The organism is Thalassospira sp. ABL2_045 (genome assembly GCF_056161285.1).
In genome coordinates this window covers 823,388-839,644 of the sequence record NZ_JBSWYV010000001.1, presented here as the reverse complement: position 1 = coordinate 839,644, position 16,257 = coordinate 823,388, and the positions used below count along the sequence as shown (strand labels likewise).

At 57.2% G+C, this 16,257-nt stretch carries 15 protein-coding genes; 11 read left to right on the top strand and 4 right to left on the bottom strand.

All coding sequences use genetic code 11. From position 1 onward, the window contains the following. Positions 1 to 52 precede the first annotated feature (52 nt). The 3 genes from ACXAIA_RS03810 (at position 53) to ACXAIA_RS03800 (ending at position 3,646) form a co-directional block, all read left to right on the top strand. The gene (locus ACXAIA_RS03810; RefSeq protein WP_475348180.1) at positions 53 to 940 is read left to right on the top strand and encodes a 3-hydroxybutyryl-CoA dehydrogenase; all 888 of its coding nucleotides are present in this window, start codon (positions 53 to 55) and stop codon (positions 938 to 940) included. A gap of 162 nt (positions 941 to 1,102) precedes the next feature. Next, complete coding sequence (gene xylB, locus ACXAIA_RS03805) at positions 1,103 to 2,569, top strand: xylulokinase (RefSeq protein ID WP_475348179.1); 1,467 nt, start codon at positions 1,103 to 1,105, stop codon at positions 2,567 to 2,569. 150 nt (positions 2,570 to 2,719) lie between these two features. Beyond that, positions 2,720 to 3,646 carry a ribokinase gene (locus ACXAIA_RS03800; RefSeq protein ID WP_475348178.1) on the top strand — a complete coding sequence of 309 codons (927 nt, stop codon included), beginning with the start codon at positions 2,720 to 2,722 and terminating at the stop codon, positions 3,644 to 3,646. Between the two features lie 18 nt (positions 3,647 to 3,664). On the opposite strand, the gene ACXAIA_RS03795 is transcribed toward ACXAIA_RS03800, so the two are convergent. Then, entirely contained in the window at positions 3,665 to 4,225 is a 561-nt protein-coding gene (locus ACXAIA_RS03795) for a TlpA disulfide reductase family protein (protein WP_475348177.1), read from the bottom strand. 31 nt (positions 4,226 to 4,256) lie between these two features. Here ACXAIA_RS03795 and argH point away from each other — a divergent pair, with 31 nt between their 5' ends. From argH to ACXAIA_RS03775, 4 genes are all read left to right on the top strand, one after another. After that, positions 4,257 to 5,672, top strand: coding sequence for an argininosuccinate lyase (gene argH / locus ACXAIA_RS03790; RefSeq protein ID WP_475348176.1), 1,416 nt, complete (start codon positions 4,257 to 4,259; stop codon positions 5,670 to 5,672). Next, positions 5,669 to 5,815: an LPS translocon maturation chaperone LptM gene (gene lptM / locus ACXAIA_RS03785; protein ID WP_181838522.1), complete on the top strand. Its 147-nt coding sequence runs from the start codon at positions 5,669 to 5,671 to the stop codon at positions 5,813 to 5,815. Before argH ends, lptM begins: the two co-directional genes overlap by 4 nt. Continuing rightward, positions 5,812 to 7,083, top strand: a complete 1,272-nt coding sequence (gene lysA, locus ACXAIA_RS03780) for a diaminopimelate decarboxylase (RefSeq protein WP_475348175.1) — start codon at positions 5,812 to 5,814, stop codon at positions 7,081 to 7,083. The genes lptM and lysA overlap by 4 nt, the downstream gene beginning before the upstream one ends. A 446-nt stretch (positions 7,084 to 7,529) precedes the next feature. Then, positions 7,530 to 9,977, top strand: a complete 2,448-nt coding sequence (locus ACXAIA_RS03775; protein ID WP_475348174.1) for a DUF4175 domain-containing protein — start codon at positions 7,530 to 7,532, stop codon at positions 9,975 to 9,977. Between the two features lie 80 nt (positions 9,978 to 10,057). Here ACXAIA_RS03775 and ACXAIA_RS03770 read toward each other — a convergent pair whose 3' ends face one another. Continuing rightward, complete coding sequence (locus tag ACXAIA_RS03770) at positions 10,058 to 10,888, bottom strand: DUF3426 domain-containing protein (protein ID WP_475348173.1); 831 nt, start codon at positions 10,886 to 10,888, stop codon at positions 10,058 to 10,060. A 375-nt stretch (positions 10,889 to 11,263) separates the two neighbouring features. Between ACXAIA_RS03770 and ftsE the strand changes: the two genes are divergently transcribed. The 4 genes from ftsE (at position 11,264) to ACXAIA_RS03750 (ending at position 14,629) form a co-directional block, all read left to right on the top strand. After that, positions 11,264 to 11,941 (top strand): cell division ATP-binding protein FtsE, encoded by a 678-nt coding sequence (gene ftsE, locus ACXAIA_RS03765; protein WP_475346890.1) that lies wholly within the window; start codon positions 11,264 to 11,266, stop codon positions 11,939 to 11,941. A gap of 59 nt (positions 11,942 to 12,000) precedes the next feature. Beyond that, positions 12,001 to 12,903: a cell division protein FtsX gene (locus ACXAIA_RS03760; protein ID WP_475348172.1), complete on the top strand. Its 903-nt coding sequence runs from the start codon at positions 12,001 to 12,003 to the stop codon at positions 12,901 to 12,903. Between the two features lie 115 nt (positions 12,904 to 13,018). After that, positions 13,019 to 13,747, top strand: a complete 729-nt coding sequence (locus tag ACXAIA_RS03755; RefSeq protein ID WP_475348171.1) for a YdcF family protein — start codon at positions 13,019 to 13,021, stop codon at positions 13,745 to 13,747. A gap of 75 nt (positions 13,748 to 13,822) precedes the next feature. Beyond that, complete coding sequence (locus ACXAIA_RS03750; RefSeq protein ID WP_475348170.1) at positions 13,823 to 14,629, top strand: lysophospholipid acyltransferase family protein; 807 nt, start codon at positions 13,823 to 13,825, stop codon at positions 14,627 to 14,629. A gap of 56 nt (positions 14,630 to 14,685) precedes the next feature. Here the strand turns inward: ACXAIA_RS03750 and ACXAIA_RS03745 are convergent, their stop codons facing one another. Together ACXAIA_RS03745 and ACXAIA_RS03740 are read right to left on the bottom strand one after the other, a co-directional pair. Continuing rightward, positions 14,686 to 15,660: a DMT family transporter gene (locus tag ACXAIA_RS03745; RefSeq protein WP_475348169.1), complete on the bottom strand. Its 975-nt coding sequence runs from the start codon at positions 15,658 to 15,660 to the stop codon at positions 14,686 to 14,688. Then, entirely contained in the window at positions 15,660 to 16,220 is a 561-nt protein-coding gene (locus ACXAIA_RS03740; protein ID WP_475348168.1) for a gamma-glutamylcyclotransferase, read from the bottom strand. The genes ACXAIA_RS03745 and ACXAIA_RS03740 overlap by 1 nt, the downstream gene beginning before the upstream one ends. Positions 16,221 to 16,257: the final 37 nt, after the last annotated feature.

Genomic DNA, 16,257 nt, shown 5'->3' with positions numbered 1-16,257 from the left:
GTCAAAACAGCGCATACTCTTGTTTTGACCCTTGGGGACGAGTGGGGAACAAATGGCTTCGCTAGAAGATATTAAAACCATTGGCGTAATCGGCGCCGGTCAGATGGGCAATGGCATTGCACATGTGATCGCCCTTGCCGGCTACGACGTCCGAATTCTCGACATCTCGCAGGATGCCCTTGATAAGGCCATCGTCGTGATGGAAAAGAACATGGACCGCCAGGTCAAAAAAGAGATTATTACTGCAGCGCAAAAAGATTCTGCGCTGAAGCTGATCTCAACCGGAACGGAATATTCCTTCCTGTCTGACTGTGATCTGGTCATCGAAGCGGCCACCGAGAACGAAGAGATCAAAAAACAGATCTTCAAGGCTCTGTGCCCGGTGCTTGGCCCGGAAGCGATCATCGCGACCAACACGTCATCAATCTCGGTCACCCGTCTGGCGTCCTATACCGACCGCCCGGCGAAGTTCATGGGCATGCACTTCATGAACCCGGTACCGCTGATGAAGCTGGTGGAACTGATCCGCGGTATTGCGACGGACGAAACCACCTATCGCACCATTCACGAACTGACCAAAAAGCTCGGCAAGAATACGGCAAGTGCCGAAGACTTCCCGGCCTTTATCGTCAACCGTATCCTGCTTCCAATGATCAACGAGGCGATCTACACCCTTTACGAAGGTGTCGGAAACGTCGAGTCCATCGATACCGCGATGCGTCTGGGTGCGAACCATCCGATGGGTCCGCTGCAGCTGGCCGACTTTATTGGTCTCGATACCTGCCTGTCGATCATGCATGTCCTGCATGATGGTCTGGCCGATACCAAGTATCGCCCGTGCCCGCTTCTGGTCAAATATGTCGAAGCCGGATGGCTTGGCCGCAAGGCTGGCCGTGGTTTCTATGACTATAGCGGTGATGAACCGACCCCGACCCGCTAAGGGATCGCTGGTCGTCATTGGCATCAAGACATCAAAGCCGCTGCCCCGCAGCGGCTTTTTTTGTTGCAATCAACGCGACAAGCATCTCGAATAGAGACTACTAAAACCCGCACAATCACGATGTAGGGAAAAATCAAAGCGGTTTCAGGAGGCCGTCCGAAAATGTATCTCGGAATTGATGTCGGCACATCGGCAGTCAAGGCACTGCTGATTGACGAAAACTCGGTAACCCGTGCCGAGGCCGATATCCCCTTGTCCATATCGAACCCCCACCCGTTTTGGAGCGAACAGAACCCGTACGACTGGTGGGACGCCACCCAGAAGGCCATCGACACCTTGCAGCGCCAAAACCCCGCGGCCATTGCCGCGACCCGTGCCATTGGCCTTTCGGGCCAGATGCATGGCGCGACATTGCTCGGTAGCGATGACACGCCATTGCGCCCGGCGATCCTGTGGAATGATGGTCGCGCCACCCGCGAATGCGCCGAACTTGATGCCGCCCTGCCCGATCTTGGGCAACGCGCGGGTGTCGCCACCATGTCGGGCATAACCGCGCCAAAACTGATCTGGCTGCAAAAACACGAACCCGACATCTTTGCCAAAATCAGAACCATCCTGCTGCCCAAGGATTACATCCGCTTTTGCCTGTCAGGTGACAAGGCCACTGAAATGTCGGATGCCGCAGGCACGCTGTGGCTTGATGAACAAAGCCGAAGCTGGAACCAAAGTGCGATCGAAGCCTGCGGCTTGACCCGCGATCAACTGCCGCATCTGGTCGAGGGATCGGACGTTACCGGCACACTGCGCGCAACACTGGCCGACCGCTGGGGTATGCGGAACAACGTCATCATTGCCGGGGGTGGCGGTGATGCGGCAACCGGTGGCATTGGGGTCGGAGCGGTTTCCCATGGCGATGGCTTCATTTCGCTGGGCACCTCGTCACAGATCTTTGTCGCCTCGGACAAATACCGTCCCAAGCCCGAAGAACTCCTGCACAGCTTTGCCCATGCCATCCCGAACCACTGGTTCCAGATGGCGGTTCTGCTAAACGGCGCCAGTTGCCTGAAATGGGCGGCCGACCTTCTGGGCGAGGCCGACATTACCGCATTGCTCAACCGGGTCGAGGCACAGCACGACGCCCCCTCGGACGTCCTGTTCCTGCCCTACCTCAACGGCGAACGCACCCCGCACAACAATCCGCATGCCCGTGGTGTGTTCTTTGGTCTGGGCAGCGATACCGACCGCGAAACCATGGTTCAGGCGGTGCTGGAAGGGGTCGGCTTTGCATTAAGTGACGCCAAGTCCCGCCTGAATAAGGCCGGAACCCACTGCGATCTGCCGGGCGTGATTGGTGGCGGCGCACGCAGCCGATACTGGATTCAGCTGATCGCCGATATCCTTGGCAAACCGCTTGCCCGTTATGAAGGGGCAACCAAGGGCCCGGCCTTTGGTGCAGCCCGACTCGCCCGTCTGGCCCTGACGAACGAGGCGGTTGCGGATGTCTGCGTCAAACCGTCGATCGAGGAAGTGATGGAGCCCGATTTGGCCCACCACGAGGCCTATCAACCCCGCTTTGCCAAGTTCCAGCGTATCTACGCCGCCCTTTCAGACGAATTCACCCCGAATTAGGGCTACTATTCCCCATCCAAGGGATAGGTTAAAGGACTGTTTTTAAAGAAAATTTTGCGATCTTGGCGAAATTTTCCAGTCGCGCCTTTTAAACCCCCTCCCGGGTGCCAACATCAAAATAATGGCATTAATTTACAAGCAAGGACAGACATGACGATTGCAGTGGTTGGAAGCTCGAACTTTGATTTCGCCGCCCGTGTGGCAAAGCTTCCAGTACAGGGACAAACCGTATCCTCCCAGGGCTATAAAACCGGGCCGGGCGGCAAGGGCTGTAACCAGGCGCTTGCGGTTGCACGGCTTGGGGTTGATCCCGTCTTCATCTCCAAAATCGGTGATGACATGCTGGGCAACCAGCTGATTGAAACGCTTGCCGCTGAGGGGCTGGATACCACCCATCTGATCGTCGCCAACGAAGCGCAAACCGGTATTGCCCTGATCTCGATTGATGAGGCGGGCGAAAACATGATCACGGTGGTTGGCGGCGCCAACATGACCATGACCCGTTCCGACCTTTATGAAAAACAGGGTTACCTGCGCGATTGCGACTATTTGCTGTTGCAGTTGGAATGCCCGGTGGTCGCCATTGATTGCGCCATCAAATATGCCCGTGAAGGCAATGCAAAGGTCATGCTCGACCCGGCCCCGGTTGCCGATCTGGTCGTCATGCGGGACCTGCTCGCACTCACCCATATCGTCACCCCGAACCAAAGCGAATGCTTGGCCCTGACCGGGATTGAACCGGTGGACGGCGCCACCGCGCGTGCCGCCAGCCTCAAGCTCCATGAAATGGGCCCGGAAACCGTCATCCTCAAAATGGGCGGTGCTGGAGCATTTTATTCATCAAACGGGCAAACCGGGATGGTCCCGGGCTTTGACGTCGACACGATTGATACGGTCGGCGCCGGGGATTGCTTTAATGCCGGGCTCGCGGTTGCCCTGCATGGTGGGCAGGCCCTTGATGATGCTGTGCGCTTTGCCTGTGCGACCGGCGCACTTGCCACGACAAGCAATGGCGCGGCCGATGCCGCACCGCTTCTTGAAGATGTTCTGAACCTGATTGAAACCCGCACGGCCTAGAAATCGACCCCGAAATCCTCAGGACGTCTGATCAATCAACGCATCGAAATAGTTGATCACCGCTGGCGCGTCCCAGCGCGCAATGCCTTCAAGCTTGCCGCGCAGTTCACCCTTGGCATCATAAACAAAACTGGTCGGAAGGCCACGTGCGCCCATGCTGCGTGCAAGCGCCCCGCGCGGATCAAGAACCACATCAAGGTTCTCGATTCCATTCTCATCAAAGAATTCTTTGACGGCATCTGCCCCGCCGCGGTCCTGACTAAGGGCCAGAACCCGAAACGGCTTGTCGGCCATTTCAACAGCCAAGCGATCCAGATCGGGCATTTCCTTGACACATGGCACACACCAGGTCGCCCACAGATTGACCAGAACAACCTGTCCTTTCAGGCTGTTAAATGCGACCTCATTGCCATTTTCATCGACAAACGCCAGATCTTCGGGCAAAGAACCACCGTCCGATGGCACGACCATCTTTGAAAGTTCTTGCGGGAATTGCGTATCAGCAAAGGCAGGGGTTGCATAAATGCCCGAGATGGCGACAATCACGCCAAGTTTTACGTAACGAAGCAATGCTTTCACAACACCCACCTTTCCAAGACTGCGGATCACGATGACCGACCAAAACGCCACTGACCAGAAAAACGCAAACTCCCTTTGGGGCGGCCGCTTTGAAGCAGGCCCGTCAGCCATCATGGAAGAAATCAATGCTTCCATCGGCTTTGACAAACGCCTTTACGCCCAGGACATTCAGGGCTCAAAGGCCCATTGCGCCATGCTGGTCAAGCAGAACATCATTCCTGCAGAAGATGGCGAAAAGATAACCAACGGTCTAGACCAGATTCTTCAAGAAATCGAGAGCGGCGAGTTCAAGTTTTCCGCTGCCCTTGAAGACATCCACATGAACGTTGAAAGCCGCCTGCGCGAACTGATCGGCCCGGCGGCTGGTCGCCTGCATACCGCGCGCTCGCGCAATGATCAGGTCGCGACCGACTTCAAACTCTGGGTCCGTGACGTCGCACTTGGCGATCTCGAAGCTGGCCTTAAGGGCCTTCAGGACGCCCTGATCACGCAGGCTGAAACCCATGCTGAAACCATCATGCCGGGCTTCACCCACCTGCAGGCAGCCCAGCCGGTCACCTTTGGTCATCATCTTCTGGCCTATGTCGAAATGTTTGGTCGTGATCGCGGGCGCGTTGCCGATTGCCGCACGCGCATCAATGAAAACCCGCTGGGCTCTGCCGCCCTTGCCGGTACGCCCTATCCGATTGACCGTCACATGACGGCAAGCGCGCTTGGCTTTGATCGCCCGACGGCGAACTCGCTAGATGCCGTCTCGGATCGTGACTTTGCGCTTGAATATCTCAATGCCGCATCGATTGCCGCCATGCATCTGTCGCGTCTCGCCGAAGAAATGGTCATCTGGTGCTCTGCCCAGTTCCGCTTTATCGGCATGTCGGACAAATTCTCGACCGGCTCGTCGATCATGCCGCAAAAACGCAACCCGGATGCGGCTGAGCTGATCCGCTCCAAAATCGGGCGCATTGTTGGCTGCTATAACGGTTTGATGCTGTCGATGAAGGGCCTGCCGCTGGCCTATTCCAAGGACATGCAGGAAGACAAGGAACCGGTCTTTGAGGCCCATGACCATCTTGGTCTGTGTGTTGCCGCCATGACCGGCATGATCGCCGACATGAAAGTCTTTGCCGATAACATGCGCGCCGCTGCCGGTGCGGGGTACACCACCGCGACCGACCTTGCCGATTGGCTGGTTGCCGAACTGGGCATGCCGTTCCGCGATGCCCACCATGTTGTTGGCGCGACCGTGAAACTTGCCGAAACCAAGGGCTGCGATCTTGATCAGCTGTCCCTTGATGATCTGCAGGGGATCGAGCCCAAGATCACCAATGCGGTTTATGACGTCCTGACCGTCGAGGCATCGGTTGCCGCCCGCCAAAGCTTTGGTGGCACAGCCCCGGTGCGTGTGAAGGAATCCGTTGCGGCCGCAAAGGAAAGGTTTCTGAAATGAACAACAGCCTGTTGAAACGCGGCACCGTGGTCACGCTGGCCATCATGCTGGGACTGTCGGTTGCGGCGTGCGGCAAAAAAGGCCCGCTCGAACCGCCGACCGACAAAGGTTACGAATATCCAAGGGATTACCCGGCCCAATGAACCATTTTGAATATATCAACGGCGAACTTTACGCCGAAGGCGTCTCGATCCGGGAAATGGCCGACAAGGTCGGCACCCCGTTCTTCTGCTATTCGACCGCGACCCTTGAACGCCACTACAATGTCTATGCCGACGCATTCGACGGCTTGGACGCCACCATCTGCTTTGCCGTCAAGGCAAACTCCAACCAGGCGGTTCTGAAGACCCTTGCCAATCTTGGGGCGGGTGCAGACGTGGTGTCGGTTGGGGAAATGCGCCGCGCGCTGCGTGCGGGCATGGATCCGGCAAAGATCATCTTTTCGGGTGTCGGCAAGGCCGATGCGGAAATGCGCGAAGCCCTTGAGGCCGACATTGCCCAGATCAATGTCGAAAGCATTCCCGAACTGGTCGAATTGAATGACGTTGCCATCAGCATGGGCAAAAAGGCCCGCATTGCCTTGCGCGTGAACCCGCATGTTGATGCCAAAACCCATGAAAAGATCGCAACCGGCAAGGCCGAAAACAAATTCGGCATCGACTGGACCCGTGCGATTGAAGTGTATCGCGACGCGGCCGCCATGGACGGCATCGAAGTCACCGGCATCGCCATGCATATCGGCTCCCAGCTGACCGACCTTGCCCCGTTCCGCGAGGCATTTACGCGTCTGGCCGACCTCGTCGAACAGCTGCGCTCCGAGGGCATCGATATCCGCAATCTCGATCTCGGTGGCGGTCTTGGTATTGCCTATCAGGGCGAAACACCGCCGCTGCCCGATGCCTATGGCCAGATGGTGCGTGAAACCGTCGGCCATCTTGGTTGCCACATCACGCTTGAGCCCGGCCGTCTGATTGCCGGCAATGCCGGGATCATGGTTTCGCGCGTCATGTATATCAAGGAAGGCGAAGCCAAGCGCTTTGTCATTCTCGATGCCGCGATGAACGACCTGATCCGCCCGACGCTTTACAGCGCCTATCACGAAATCATCCCGGTCGATGAACAGTCTGAAGACGACAAACAGGTCAAGGTCGATGTGGTCGGCCCGGTCTGTGAAACCGGCGACACGTTTGGCAAGGACCGCGACCTTCCCGATGATCTCAAGGCCGGTGATCTGGTCGCTGTGATGTCAGCCGGGGCCTATGGCGCGGTGATGTCTTCAACCTACAACACCCGCGCCCTGACGCCGGAAGTGCTGGTTAAAGGCAACAACTTCGCCATCGTCCGCCCACGTCAGGAAATCGATGATCTGATCAACATGGATCAGGTGCCCTCTTGGCTGAGCAACGCATAAGGCAAAGTATCAGGCCTGCTTTCGGGGCGGTTGGCCACAAGCCAGCCGCCCTTTTATTTTGCGCCAAACGCCCGAACTGCTTGACCCGACCACGCAAAACCCCAAGCTTTAAAAAAGCGGGTTGTGCTAGAGCAGTTTCCGTTTAGATCGAAGCGTTTTGTTCGTGTTTGGCGCACTGTTTGGCAAGGCACAGCGCGCAAGGGCGATGCGGGGCATCGTTCAAGCGGTGTAACGCCGCAAAACATCGCCAAACCGAACCCTTCGGGCCGAGACATTCTTCTGCCCCGCAGCGTCAAGGGTCTTGACCGTAGCACCGCTACGCTCGGCGATCCTTTCCTTGCAGGACAGAAGAATGCCTCCGGCAAAACGTTTCGATCTAAACGGAAATTGCTCTAGAATATGCGCTACAATGCTCGCACTGTCGGCAAGCAGGGACCACCAAACCCATGTCGTTGATACCACCCTATCCCGAGATGGAACGTCATGTGCGCAAGACGCGCATGGTGATGGTGTGGGAATCTGTTTGGCCCTGCCTGATCCCGGCCCTGTCGATCGGGCTTCTGGTGGTTGGCCTGACATTGACCGGCGCGTTCGAACTTCTGCCTGCCACCGGGCATATCATGTTGCTGTCGATCCTGTCGGTCGCAGTCATGGTTTCGGTGGTTGCGCCCTGGCGCAATTTCAAAATGCCGACCCGGCGCGATGTCCTGCACCGGATCGAGATCGACAACCATCTTGATAACAACCCGCTGCAAAGCCTTGAAGATCACATCCCCGAAACCGACGATCCGCTAACCAGCCTTCTTTGGCAGCGTCAGCTTGGCCTGCATGAAGCCGCACTTGCCAAGCTCCGGCTATCGCGTCCCCGGCCCACCATTACGCATGTTGACCGATTTGGCCTGACCGCCATTCCGGTCTTGCTGCTGTTTGTCGGCCTCATGACCGGGACGGATCATGTCACCGAACGCTTTTCAAAGGCCTTTAGCCCGCTTCAACGACTTGGCGCTGCCGACTTCACCGCCACCCTGTGGGTTACCCCGCCGGCCTATACCGGGCAAATCCCGCGCATCCTGCAATTCAGTTCGCTCTCAGATGATGCGGCCAACCGCACGGACGAAGATGCCGACAGCACATCGGCCCGTACCAGTGATGTCATGACCGTTCAGGTCCCGGCGGGCTCGACCTTGGATGGCAGCATATCGAGCATCTGGGAACCGACCCTGACCAAGCCCGGCGGTGAACAGGCCTTCACCGAAAGCGGTGAAAACAGCTATGTGCTTTCGACGGCCATCGATCAGCCCGGCCAGTGGCGCATATCGGTCTGGGGCAATGATCGTCTGACACTGAATATCGAACTTCTGGCCGATAACGTCCCCAGCCTGTCCTTTGTCAGCCCGCCCACCGTCACCCGCCGTGATCACGTCCGTCTTGATTATGTTGCCAGTGACGATTACGGCCTCGCCAGTCTTGATCTTGTCATCACGCCTGCGGCCGAAGATGGCACGATCAAGCAATATGGCCCGATTGAGCAGGTCGTGATTGATCTTAAGGGCGACGCGGCTGGCACGGGCAGCACTGTGGGTGCCGGCGCCATGCCGACCCGCATCGACGGCCCGCGCTTTGTCGACCTTGTTGCCCATCCCTGGGCGGGCCTGCCAGTCAATATTCAGATGGTCTCGCGCGATAATGCCGATCAGCGCGGCGAAAGCGATATCCGATCCCTGATGCTGCCCGAACGCGAATTCAGCCATCCGGTGGCGCAAAAGCTGATTGCCATCCGACGTGGCTTGCTGCGCTATCCCGACCGCGCTCTTGAGATGCACAATGCCTTGTTGCCGATCCTGTTCGCCCCGCAGGCCTTTAACGGCCATCTTGGCGTTTTCCTGACCCTTTCGGTCGCCGAGAACCGGCTGGCCGCCAACCTGCATAACCGTGACACCCATCAGGATGTCGCAGGCCTTCTCTGGCACGTTGCCGAGGAGATCGAGCGTGGCTCATACGGCATCGCCGAACGCAACCTGATGGAGGCCGAGGAACGCCTGCTTGAAGCACTGGCGAACCCGGACGTCACCGAAAGCGAAATCGCGCAACTGATTGATGAATACCGACAGGCACTCAATGAATATCTCGCCGCCCTGATGCGCGAAAGCCCCGAAGCAACCGAAGAACAACCGGCCGCCAGTGCGACGCTGGAACAACAGGACCTGTCGCGCATCATTGATCAGATCGACGCCCTGATGCGGGCGGGTGCCCGTGATCAGGCACGGCAATTGATTGATCGTCTGCGTGAACTTGTCGAAAACATGCAGGTCACCACCGGCGAAGGCGGCATGGATATTACCTCGACGCTCCGCGAGATGCTTGATGGTATGCGTGATCTGTCGCGCCGTCAGCAGGACCTGATGAATGACGGGGATAATGCCTCCACCCAAAACGGCAACGGCCCGCGCGCCAGCCAGCAACAGGGGCTTGCCGATGATGCCGGTCAAATTCTCAACGATCCCGGTCTTGGTCAGTTTGGCGATGTCAGCGGCATGAATTCGGTGATTGATGCCATGCGCGGTGCTGCCGATGCGCTGGAACACAATCGCTCGCACGAGGCGCTGCAATACCAGCGCCAGGCCATGGACGCCCTGCAACAGGGCATTGGCGAGATCAGCCGCGCGCTCGAAGGTCTAAGCCAGATGGCCCCGATGCTCGAAGATCTTGATGGATCGGGCCGCCGGGACCCGCTCGGCCGACCAGTCGGCGGCAATGGCACCACCATCATCCCGGATGTAAACACCCTTGAGCGCGCCTGGCGCATCTTGCAGGAACTCCGCCGTCGGTCCGGCGACCCGGACCGCCCACAGATCGAACAGGAATATATCGACCGCTTGCTCAAACGGTTCTGATCATCCGGCCCTGCCCGCAAACAAAAAAGGCAGCACGCAGTGTGCTGCCTTTCTCATTTCATGGGTCATGCCCGGATCGCTTAAGGCTCAATCGCCTCACGCGGATCAAGGAACGTCACCTGCAAACGGGTTGCCGTCGGGTTCGGACGGCGGATCTTGGTTTCGACCTGCATGCTTTCGCCGGTCGGCAGCATCTGCTGCTCCATCGGCATTTCCGCACCGGTCGAGACAAGCGATTCATCATAAATCAGCGGCACCTTCTTGCGCTGAACCACACGATCAAGCGGATCAAGCAGCTCGATCAGAAGGTAAGGAAGCGCACGCGGCTCTTCGCTGACATTGACGATCTCGGCCCGAACCACGAGCACATCAACACCGTCTTCTTCTTCACGGGTCGGCGGCAGTTCGCGGATATCAAGACCCTCGCCCACATGCGGGACATCAAGCCCGACCATGTCATAGACCTTGGCAATCGGCGGCCACATCTCGATGATCTGGTCCTTGGCGAAATATCCGCCCGCACCAATCCCGCCAAGCAACAGCAGGAAGATGATCCAGCCAATGATGCCCTTTTTCTTTTTGGGCTCCGGCTTGGGATTGTTGCGAATCAGCTGCTGGGGAATCGGGGGCGGATCAGGAATTTTGTCGGCTTCTTCAAAGCCCGGATCAACCGGCGCTCCGCCCATCTGATCTGCATTGAAATCAGCACCAAGCGATCCTTCCTCGTTGAACGGGGCCGGGATATCACTTTCCGGAGCCGGTGCAGGTGCCGGGGCAGCCTTCTTTGCGCCGGGCGGGTCCTGATGCCAGCTATTGCCGCAGCTTTTACAGCGCACGGTTCGGCCCTTGGGGCCGATTGCTTCTGTCTTAACTGAGTATTTCTTGGAACACTCTGGGCAAGTAATGATCATTGCAAACCTGGCATATCGATGACGGCGGCGTCAAACACGGGGGAAGGCAAGTAGCTGATCGCGACTGACGGTCCCCCTGTGCCGTCAGTGAAGACTTACACTATATGTAAATAGCCGCGATTTAACAGACTGTTAAGCACAGATAACAGAAGCTGCCCGGATTTGGGTGTCAAACCACCGGATAGCCCCGCTGTTCATGACACCCTAAAATAGACAAGAAACCGTTCTAACCGGTTAATTCATTTTCGATATTGTCATGACAAGGCCGCTTTCCAACCCTGTCAGATAATGGAGAAAGCCGCTATAAACTGCTAGGGTCCCAACCCAAGCCTTCTGCCCGCAAAGACCGTCATTCGCCCAGATGGAGCAAGAGTTTTGACCGACGTCGTCAGTTTCAGGAATGTCGGAGTCCGCTATGAATCCGGACCGGAAATCCTGCGCGACCTCAATTTTTCTTTGGGCCGCGGCAGTTTTCATTTCCTGACCGGCGCATCGGGCGCGGGCAAATCGACCCTGATGCGGCTTTTATATCTGGCACTGCGTCAGACACGGGGCGAAATTTCGATCTTCGGGCGCGATAATATCCGCATCCCGCGTGAAGAACTGCCCGCGATTCGCCGCAAGATCGGTGTGGTGTTTCAGGATTTCCGCCTGATCAACCACCTGACCACATTCGAAAACGTTGCCCTGCCGCTGCGTGTGGCCGGCGTCGAAGACCTGCAGATTCGCAAAAACGTCACCGAACTTCTCGAATGGGTTGGGCTTGGCGATCACGTCAATGCACCGCCCTCGCGCCTGTCTGGTGGCCAGCAACAGCGTGTTGCCATCGCGCGTGCCGTCATTGGTCGCCCGGCCCTGCTTCTGGCCGATGAGCCGACCGGTAACGTCGATGACCGAATCGCCATGCGGTTGCTTTATCTGTTTGAAGAGCTCAACAAACTCGGCACCACCGTACTGATCGCTACCCACAACCGTAATCTTGTCCGCCGCTTTGGCCATACCCAATGGCTGCTCGAAGGTGGTACCTTGCATGACGTCACCAACAGCGGCTAACGCCAGGCCTCTTAACCTTCAAGACTCGTAAACGGGATCAACAGGACCAACACACGATCATGGCATTTCGCGCACCACCATCGCACCTTCCTCTTGAAAGCGACTCTTCCTCGCGCTTCTTGCCGAGCATCGTCGCCCTGATGGTTGCGCTTCTGACCTTCTCGATTGTCGGGCTGGCGGCCCTGCATGACAGTGTCGGCCAATGGTCGGGCCAGATCGAAGGCAGCCTGTCGATCCAGGTCCCCCCGACCGAGCTTGCCAACAAATCCCCCGCTGAACGCGAAGAAGCCCTGCAAGGCACCGTGGATGCCATCATCGAACAGATTTCCCCCCTGCCCGGCATTGCACGGATCGAGGAACTCAGCGCCGACACCATGGCCGCCCTGCTCGAACCATGGCTGGGTCCGGACGAGGTTGTGAGCGAACTGCCCATTCCGCGCATCATCGAAATCACGCCTGAAACCGGCTTTAACTTTGATGCCCTTGAACGGCGTCTGGACGTTGTCGCACCCGAAGCCGTGCTTGATGATCACCGCATCTGGATTGAACGCATTGCCGATGTTGCCTTTTCGGTCGAACTCGCACTCGTCGTTTTGATCCTTGTGCTGTTTGGCGCGACCATGCTGTCGGTGGTTTTTGCCACCCGGTCCGGGCTTTCGATCCATCATCGCATCATTGAATTGCTGCATCTGATCGGGGCACAGGATGGCTATATCGCCCGTCAGTTCGGCCGTCACAATCAACGCCTGGCCTTCTTTGGTGCGCTGATCGGTCTTCTGATTGCGCTGCCGGTATCGGCCCTGATCGGCTGGCTTGGCATGCGTGCGGGCTGGCCGGTTCCGTCCCTTGTTCTCAGCCCGACCTTTATCGGCCTGATCGTCGCCATTCCCTTCATTGTTGCGATGGTCGCGGGCATCACCGCCACCCGAACCGTACTGCGTGTCCTACAACGGATGTTGTAACCCGTTGATGGTCTTCGTATAGTCGGTTGTTATCACTTCCCTTTCGGGATCATGGCCTTGGCCCTCTCAGGAGTTCCGAATTCATGCCAGATCGCCCCCACTTAGGCACGCATTCATGAACAAGCCCCCGCTTAGTGTGCAGCATCGCCGCCGCTTCCGGCGGTTTCGTTTTTTGCTTTCGACCCTGATTGTCTGCGGGCTGATCTGGGCGGCGGGCTTTGTGTGGTATGTCGATTACATCCCCAAGGCCGTCGATAGCCCGACCGAAAAAACCGACGCCATTGTCGTTCTGACCGGTGGCAGCGAACGCCTGTCCGAAGGTCGTCGTCTTCTGGTGCGCGGTCTTGCCGACAAGCTGTTCATATCGGGTGTCTATCGCGGTGTTGAAGTCGATGAATTGCTCTCGGTTGGCAAATCCGACCCGCGTCTGATTTCATGCTGCGTCGTTTTGGGCCATGTCGCGGAAAACACGCGTGGCAATGCGATTGAAACGGCGGTCTGGATATATGAGGAAGACTATAAAAGCCTGCGCATCGTCACAGCCAATTACCACATGCCAAGATCGCTTCTGGAATTCAAAAGCCTGATGCCCGATGTCGAAATCATCGCCCACCCGGTCTTTCCCGATAATGTCAAAATCGACAATTGGTGGCGCTTCCCGGGCAGCACCGCACTGATCGCCAGCGAATATAACAAGTATGTTTTTGCCAGCCTGCGCAACACCTTGCTCAACTGGTTGCCGAACGGCGACCGCAAGGCCCTGCGCAGCCCCGGCGGAACATCCGGCGACGCCCCGGACCTTGATGATTATTCCGCATCCAATGTCACGGGCAAGGATGGCTGAACAATCGGCATTTTCTGATCGTCATATTGCTGTTACAAACAGCGGATATTTCGGCCCATGAAGGATTTTGTCTGAATGATTGCTTTGCGCGCGTTGCTCTTTAACGTGTTGTTTTTCGGCGGCACTGCCATTCTGTGCATTGTGTTGATGCCCTTGATGGTGTGTGGCCGCAAGGCCAACCAGTTTGTCGGGCATGCCTGGTGTCGATTGACCCAATTGGCGCTGCGCTATTCGGTTGGCATGCGCAAACGCTTTACCGGTCTGGAAAATCTGCCCAGTGGTCCCTGCATCATTGTCGCCAAACACCAGTCGGCTTGGGAAACTCTGACCTTCCACACCGTGGTCAGCGATCCGGCCTATATCCTGAAAAAGGAACTGACACGCATTCCGCTGGTCGGACAGTTCCTTGTTCTGTCGGGCCAGATCGCCGTTGATCGCTCGGCGGGCAGTGCTGCCCTCAAGGACATGATCAAGGGGGCTGGCAAGGCCTTGGAAGAAAACCGTCAGGTGGTCATCTTCCCCGAAGGCACGCGAACCCCTCCGGGTTCCAACCGCCCGTATCACCCGGGCATTTTTGCGCTTTATAAAGCCTTCCCCGATACCAAGGTCATTCCGGTTGCACTCAATTCCGGCATGTTCTGGGGGCGCGACAGCTTCATGAAATATGGTGGTCGGGTCACCATGGAATTCCTGCCTGCCATGGAAGTCGGACTGGATCGCAAGACCTTCATGAAGGAAATCAAGCACCGCATTGATACCCGCACCCGCGAGCTCGAGGCAGAGGCACAAACGGAATTCCAGCTCCCGATGCTCACCTCTGATGACATCGCGGCAGAGCAGGAAAAAGAAGACAAGCTCGAAGCAAAAGACAACGCATCCTGATCCGATGCAGTCGTATGCAAAAAGCCCGCAAAACCATCTGGTGTGCGGGCTTTTTCTTATGGCTTTGTGACGCGAACGCGCTCTGTCTTTTTGCGGGTCACAAGCCAGATGCCCGAAACAATCAGGATGATCCCCGCCAGATGATAAAGATGCAGCGCCTCGCCCAGAAAGGCGATGGCAAGGCCGCTTGAACAGACCGGGATCAGATACATGAACACCCCGGCCTTGGCCGGGCCGACCATCGACACCCCCTTGTTCCAGAACATATAGCCGAGAAACGCCGGGCCCGCCCCGATATAGAAAATCTTGAGCATATCGGGCCAAACCGGATCAAGGGTGGTGAAGAACGGCTTTTCATCCACCACCAGCGCCCAGATATAAAGCGGGGTCAAGAAGCACAAACCGATCAGGGCGGAAACGAACACAAGGCTGAGCGGATGCACACCTTTGGGGGCGCGTTTTAAAAACATCGAATAAGCCGCCCAGACCATGGCCGACATCATCGCCAGAACATCACCCAGAACGAAATCCATCCGGGCAAAAACCGACGGATCGCCCTTGGCGATGATGGTCGCGGTCCCCGCCCCGGCAATCAGCACACCCAGCCATTGACCAAGGCGTGGCTTGTCGGCGGTTAAAAGGGCTGCAAACAACAACACCCAGATCGGGGTCGTCGCATTCAAAAGCCCCGTATTGACCGCCGTCGTGTTATAGGCCGCGAGATAAATCACCACCGAAAACAGGAACACACCGGTAAAGCCGATCAAGAACATCGACAGTTTGTGTTCGGACATGATCGCAAGGTCACGACGCAGATATTTGGCACAAAACGGCAGCAACAGGCAGATCGCGACGATCCAGCGCCAGAACGAAAGCGCTTCAAACGGCACAGTTTCGTTGATGCCGCGTGCCACGACGTGGTTTGACCCCCACATCAACGTGCAGCACACCAACATGATATAGGCCACGGTCATGGGTGTTTGCGCACCACTCTGACCGGAAGAAACGGCGCTTCCGCTGGACTGGCGCATCAGATACCCGCCCCCATGTTGATCTCGCCATATTCGCGGCGGACCAGATCCATCAGATCATGCAGCGGCGGATCAATGATGCCCATCTCGTCGAGATGGCTGACCGTGTTCTCAAGATATTCAAGGTTCGGACCGACATTGCCATGGGCCGCCACAATGATCTCGACGGCCGTGCGCACCGGCAGGTTCCCGGCATATTGTTCATGGCTGGGATCGGCAACATAGGTGTGCGCAATCACCTTGCGCCCGTCATCAAGCTCGACCTCGACATCCGCCGGAATATAGGTGTTGGTTACAAGTTCGCGCTCATCAAGATAGGCTTTCACCTTTGACCAGTTTTCCGGCGTGATGCGAAACGCGTTACCGACACATTCCCCGCCCTTGTTCAGGCCAAGAACCAAACCGGGATTTTCCGGGGTGCCGCGGTAATGATGGGAATAGATGCAGAACGACCGGTGGTAGCCCGGTAGCAACGCACGCGCGCACTCGGCAAACTCAAAACCGGGCCGCCACAGAAGCGAACCATATCCAAAAACCCATTTTTCGCGGGCGCCCGTCAAACTTTCCTCCAACAGCTTTTTGCTGATTTGATTAGTT

Bases quoted from the DNA above. Each gene is read 5' to 3' on its own strand.
- argH (WP_475348176.1), top strand. From the start codon at position 4,257: ATGACCGACCAAAACGCCACTGACCAGAAAAACGCAAACTCCCTTTGG.
- ACXAIA_RS03760 (WP_475348172.1), top strand. From the start codon at position 12,001: ATGGCATTTCGCGCACCACCATCGCACCTTCCTCTTGAAAGCGACTCT.
- ACXAIA_RS03810 (WP_475348180.1), top strand. From the start codon at position 53: ATGGCTTCGCTAGAAGATATTAAAACCATTGGCGTAATCGGCGCCGGT.
- ACXAIA_RS03750 (WP_475348170.1), top strand. From the start codon at position 13,823: ATGATTGCTTTGCGCGCGTTGCTCTTTAACGTGTTGTTTTTCGGCGGC.
- lysA (WP_475348175.1), top strand. From the start codon at position 5,812: ATGAACCATTTTGAATATATCAACGGCGAACTTTACGCCGAAGGCGTC.
- ACXAIA_RS03775 (WP_475348174.1), top strand. From the start codon at position 7,530: ATGTCGTTGATACCACCCTATCCCGAGATGGAACGTCATGTGCGCAAG.
- xylB (WP_475348179.1), top strand. From the start codon at position 1,103: ATGTATCTCGGAATTGATGTCGGCACATCGGCAGTCAAGGCACTGCTG.
- ACXAIA_RS03755 (WP_475348171.1), top strand. From the start codon at position 13,019: ATGAACAAGCCCCCGCTTAGTGTGCAGCATCGCCGCCGCTTCCGGCGG.
- ACXAIA_RS03745 (WP_475348169.1), bottom strand. From the start codon at position 15,660: ATGCGCCAGTCCAGCGGAAGCGCCGTTTCTTCCGGTCAGAGTGGTGCG.
- ACXAIA_RS03800 (WP_475348178.1), top strand. From the start codon at position 2,720: ATGACGATTGCAGTGGTTGGAAGCTCGAACTTTGATTTCGCCGCCCGT.
- lptM (WP_181838522.1), top strand. From the start codon at position 5,669: ATGAACAACAGCCTGTTGAAACGCGGCACCGTGGTCACGCTGGCCATC.
- ACXAIA_RS03770 (WP_475348173.1), bottom strand. From the start codon at position 10,888: ATGATCATTACTTGCCCAGAGTGTTCCAAGAAATACTCAGTTAAGACA.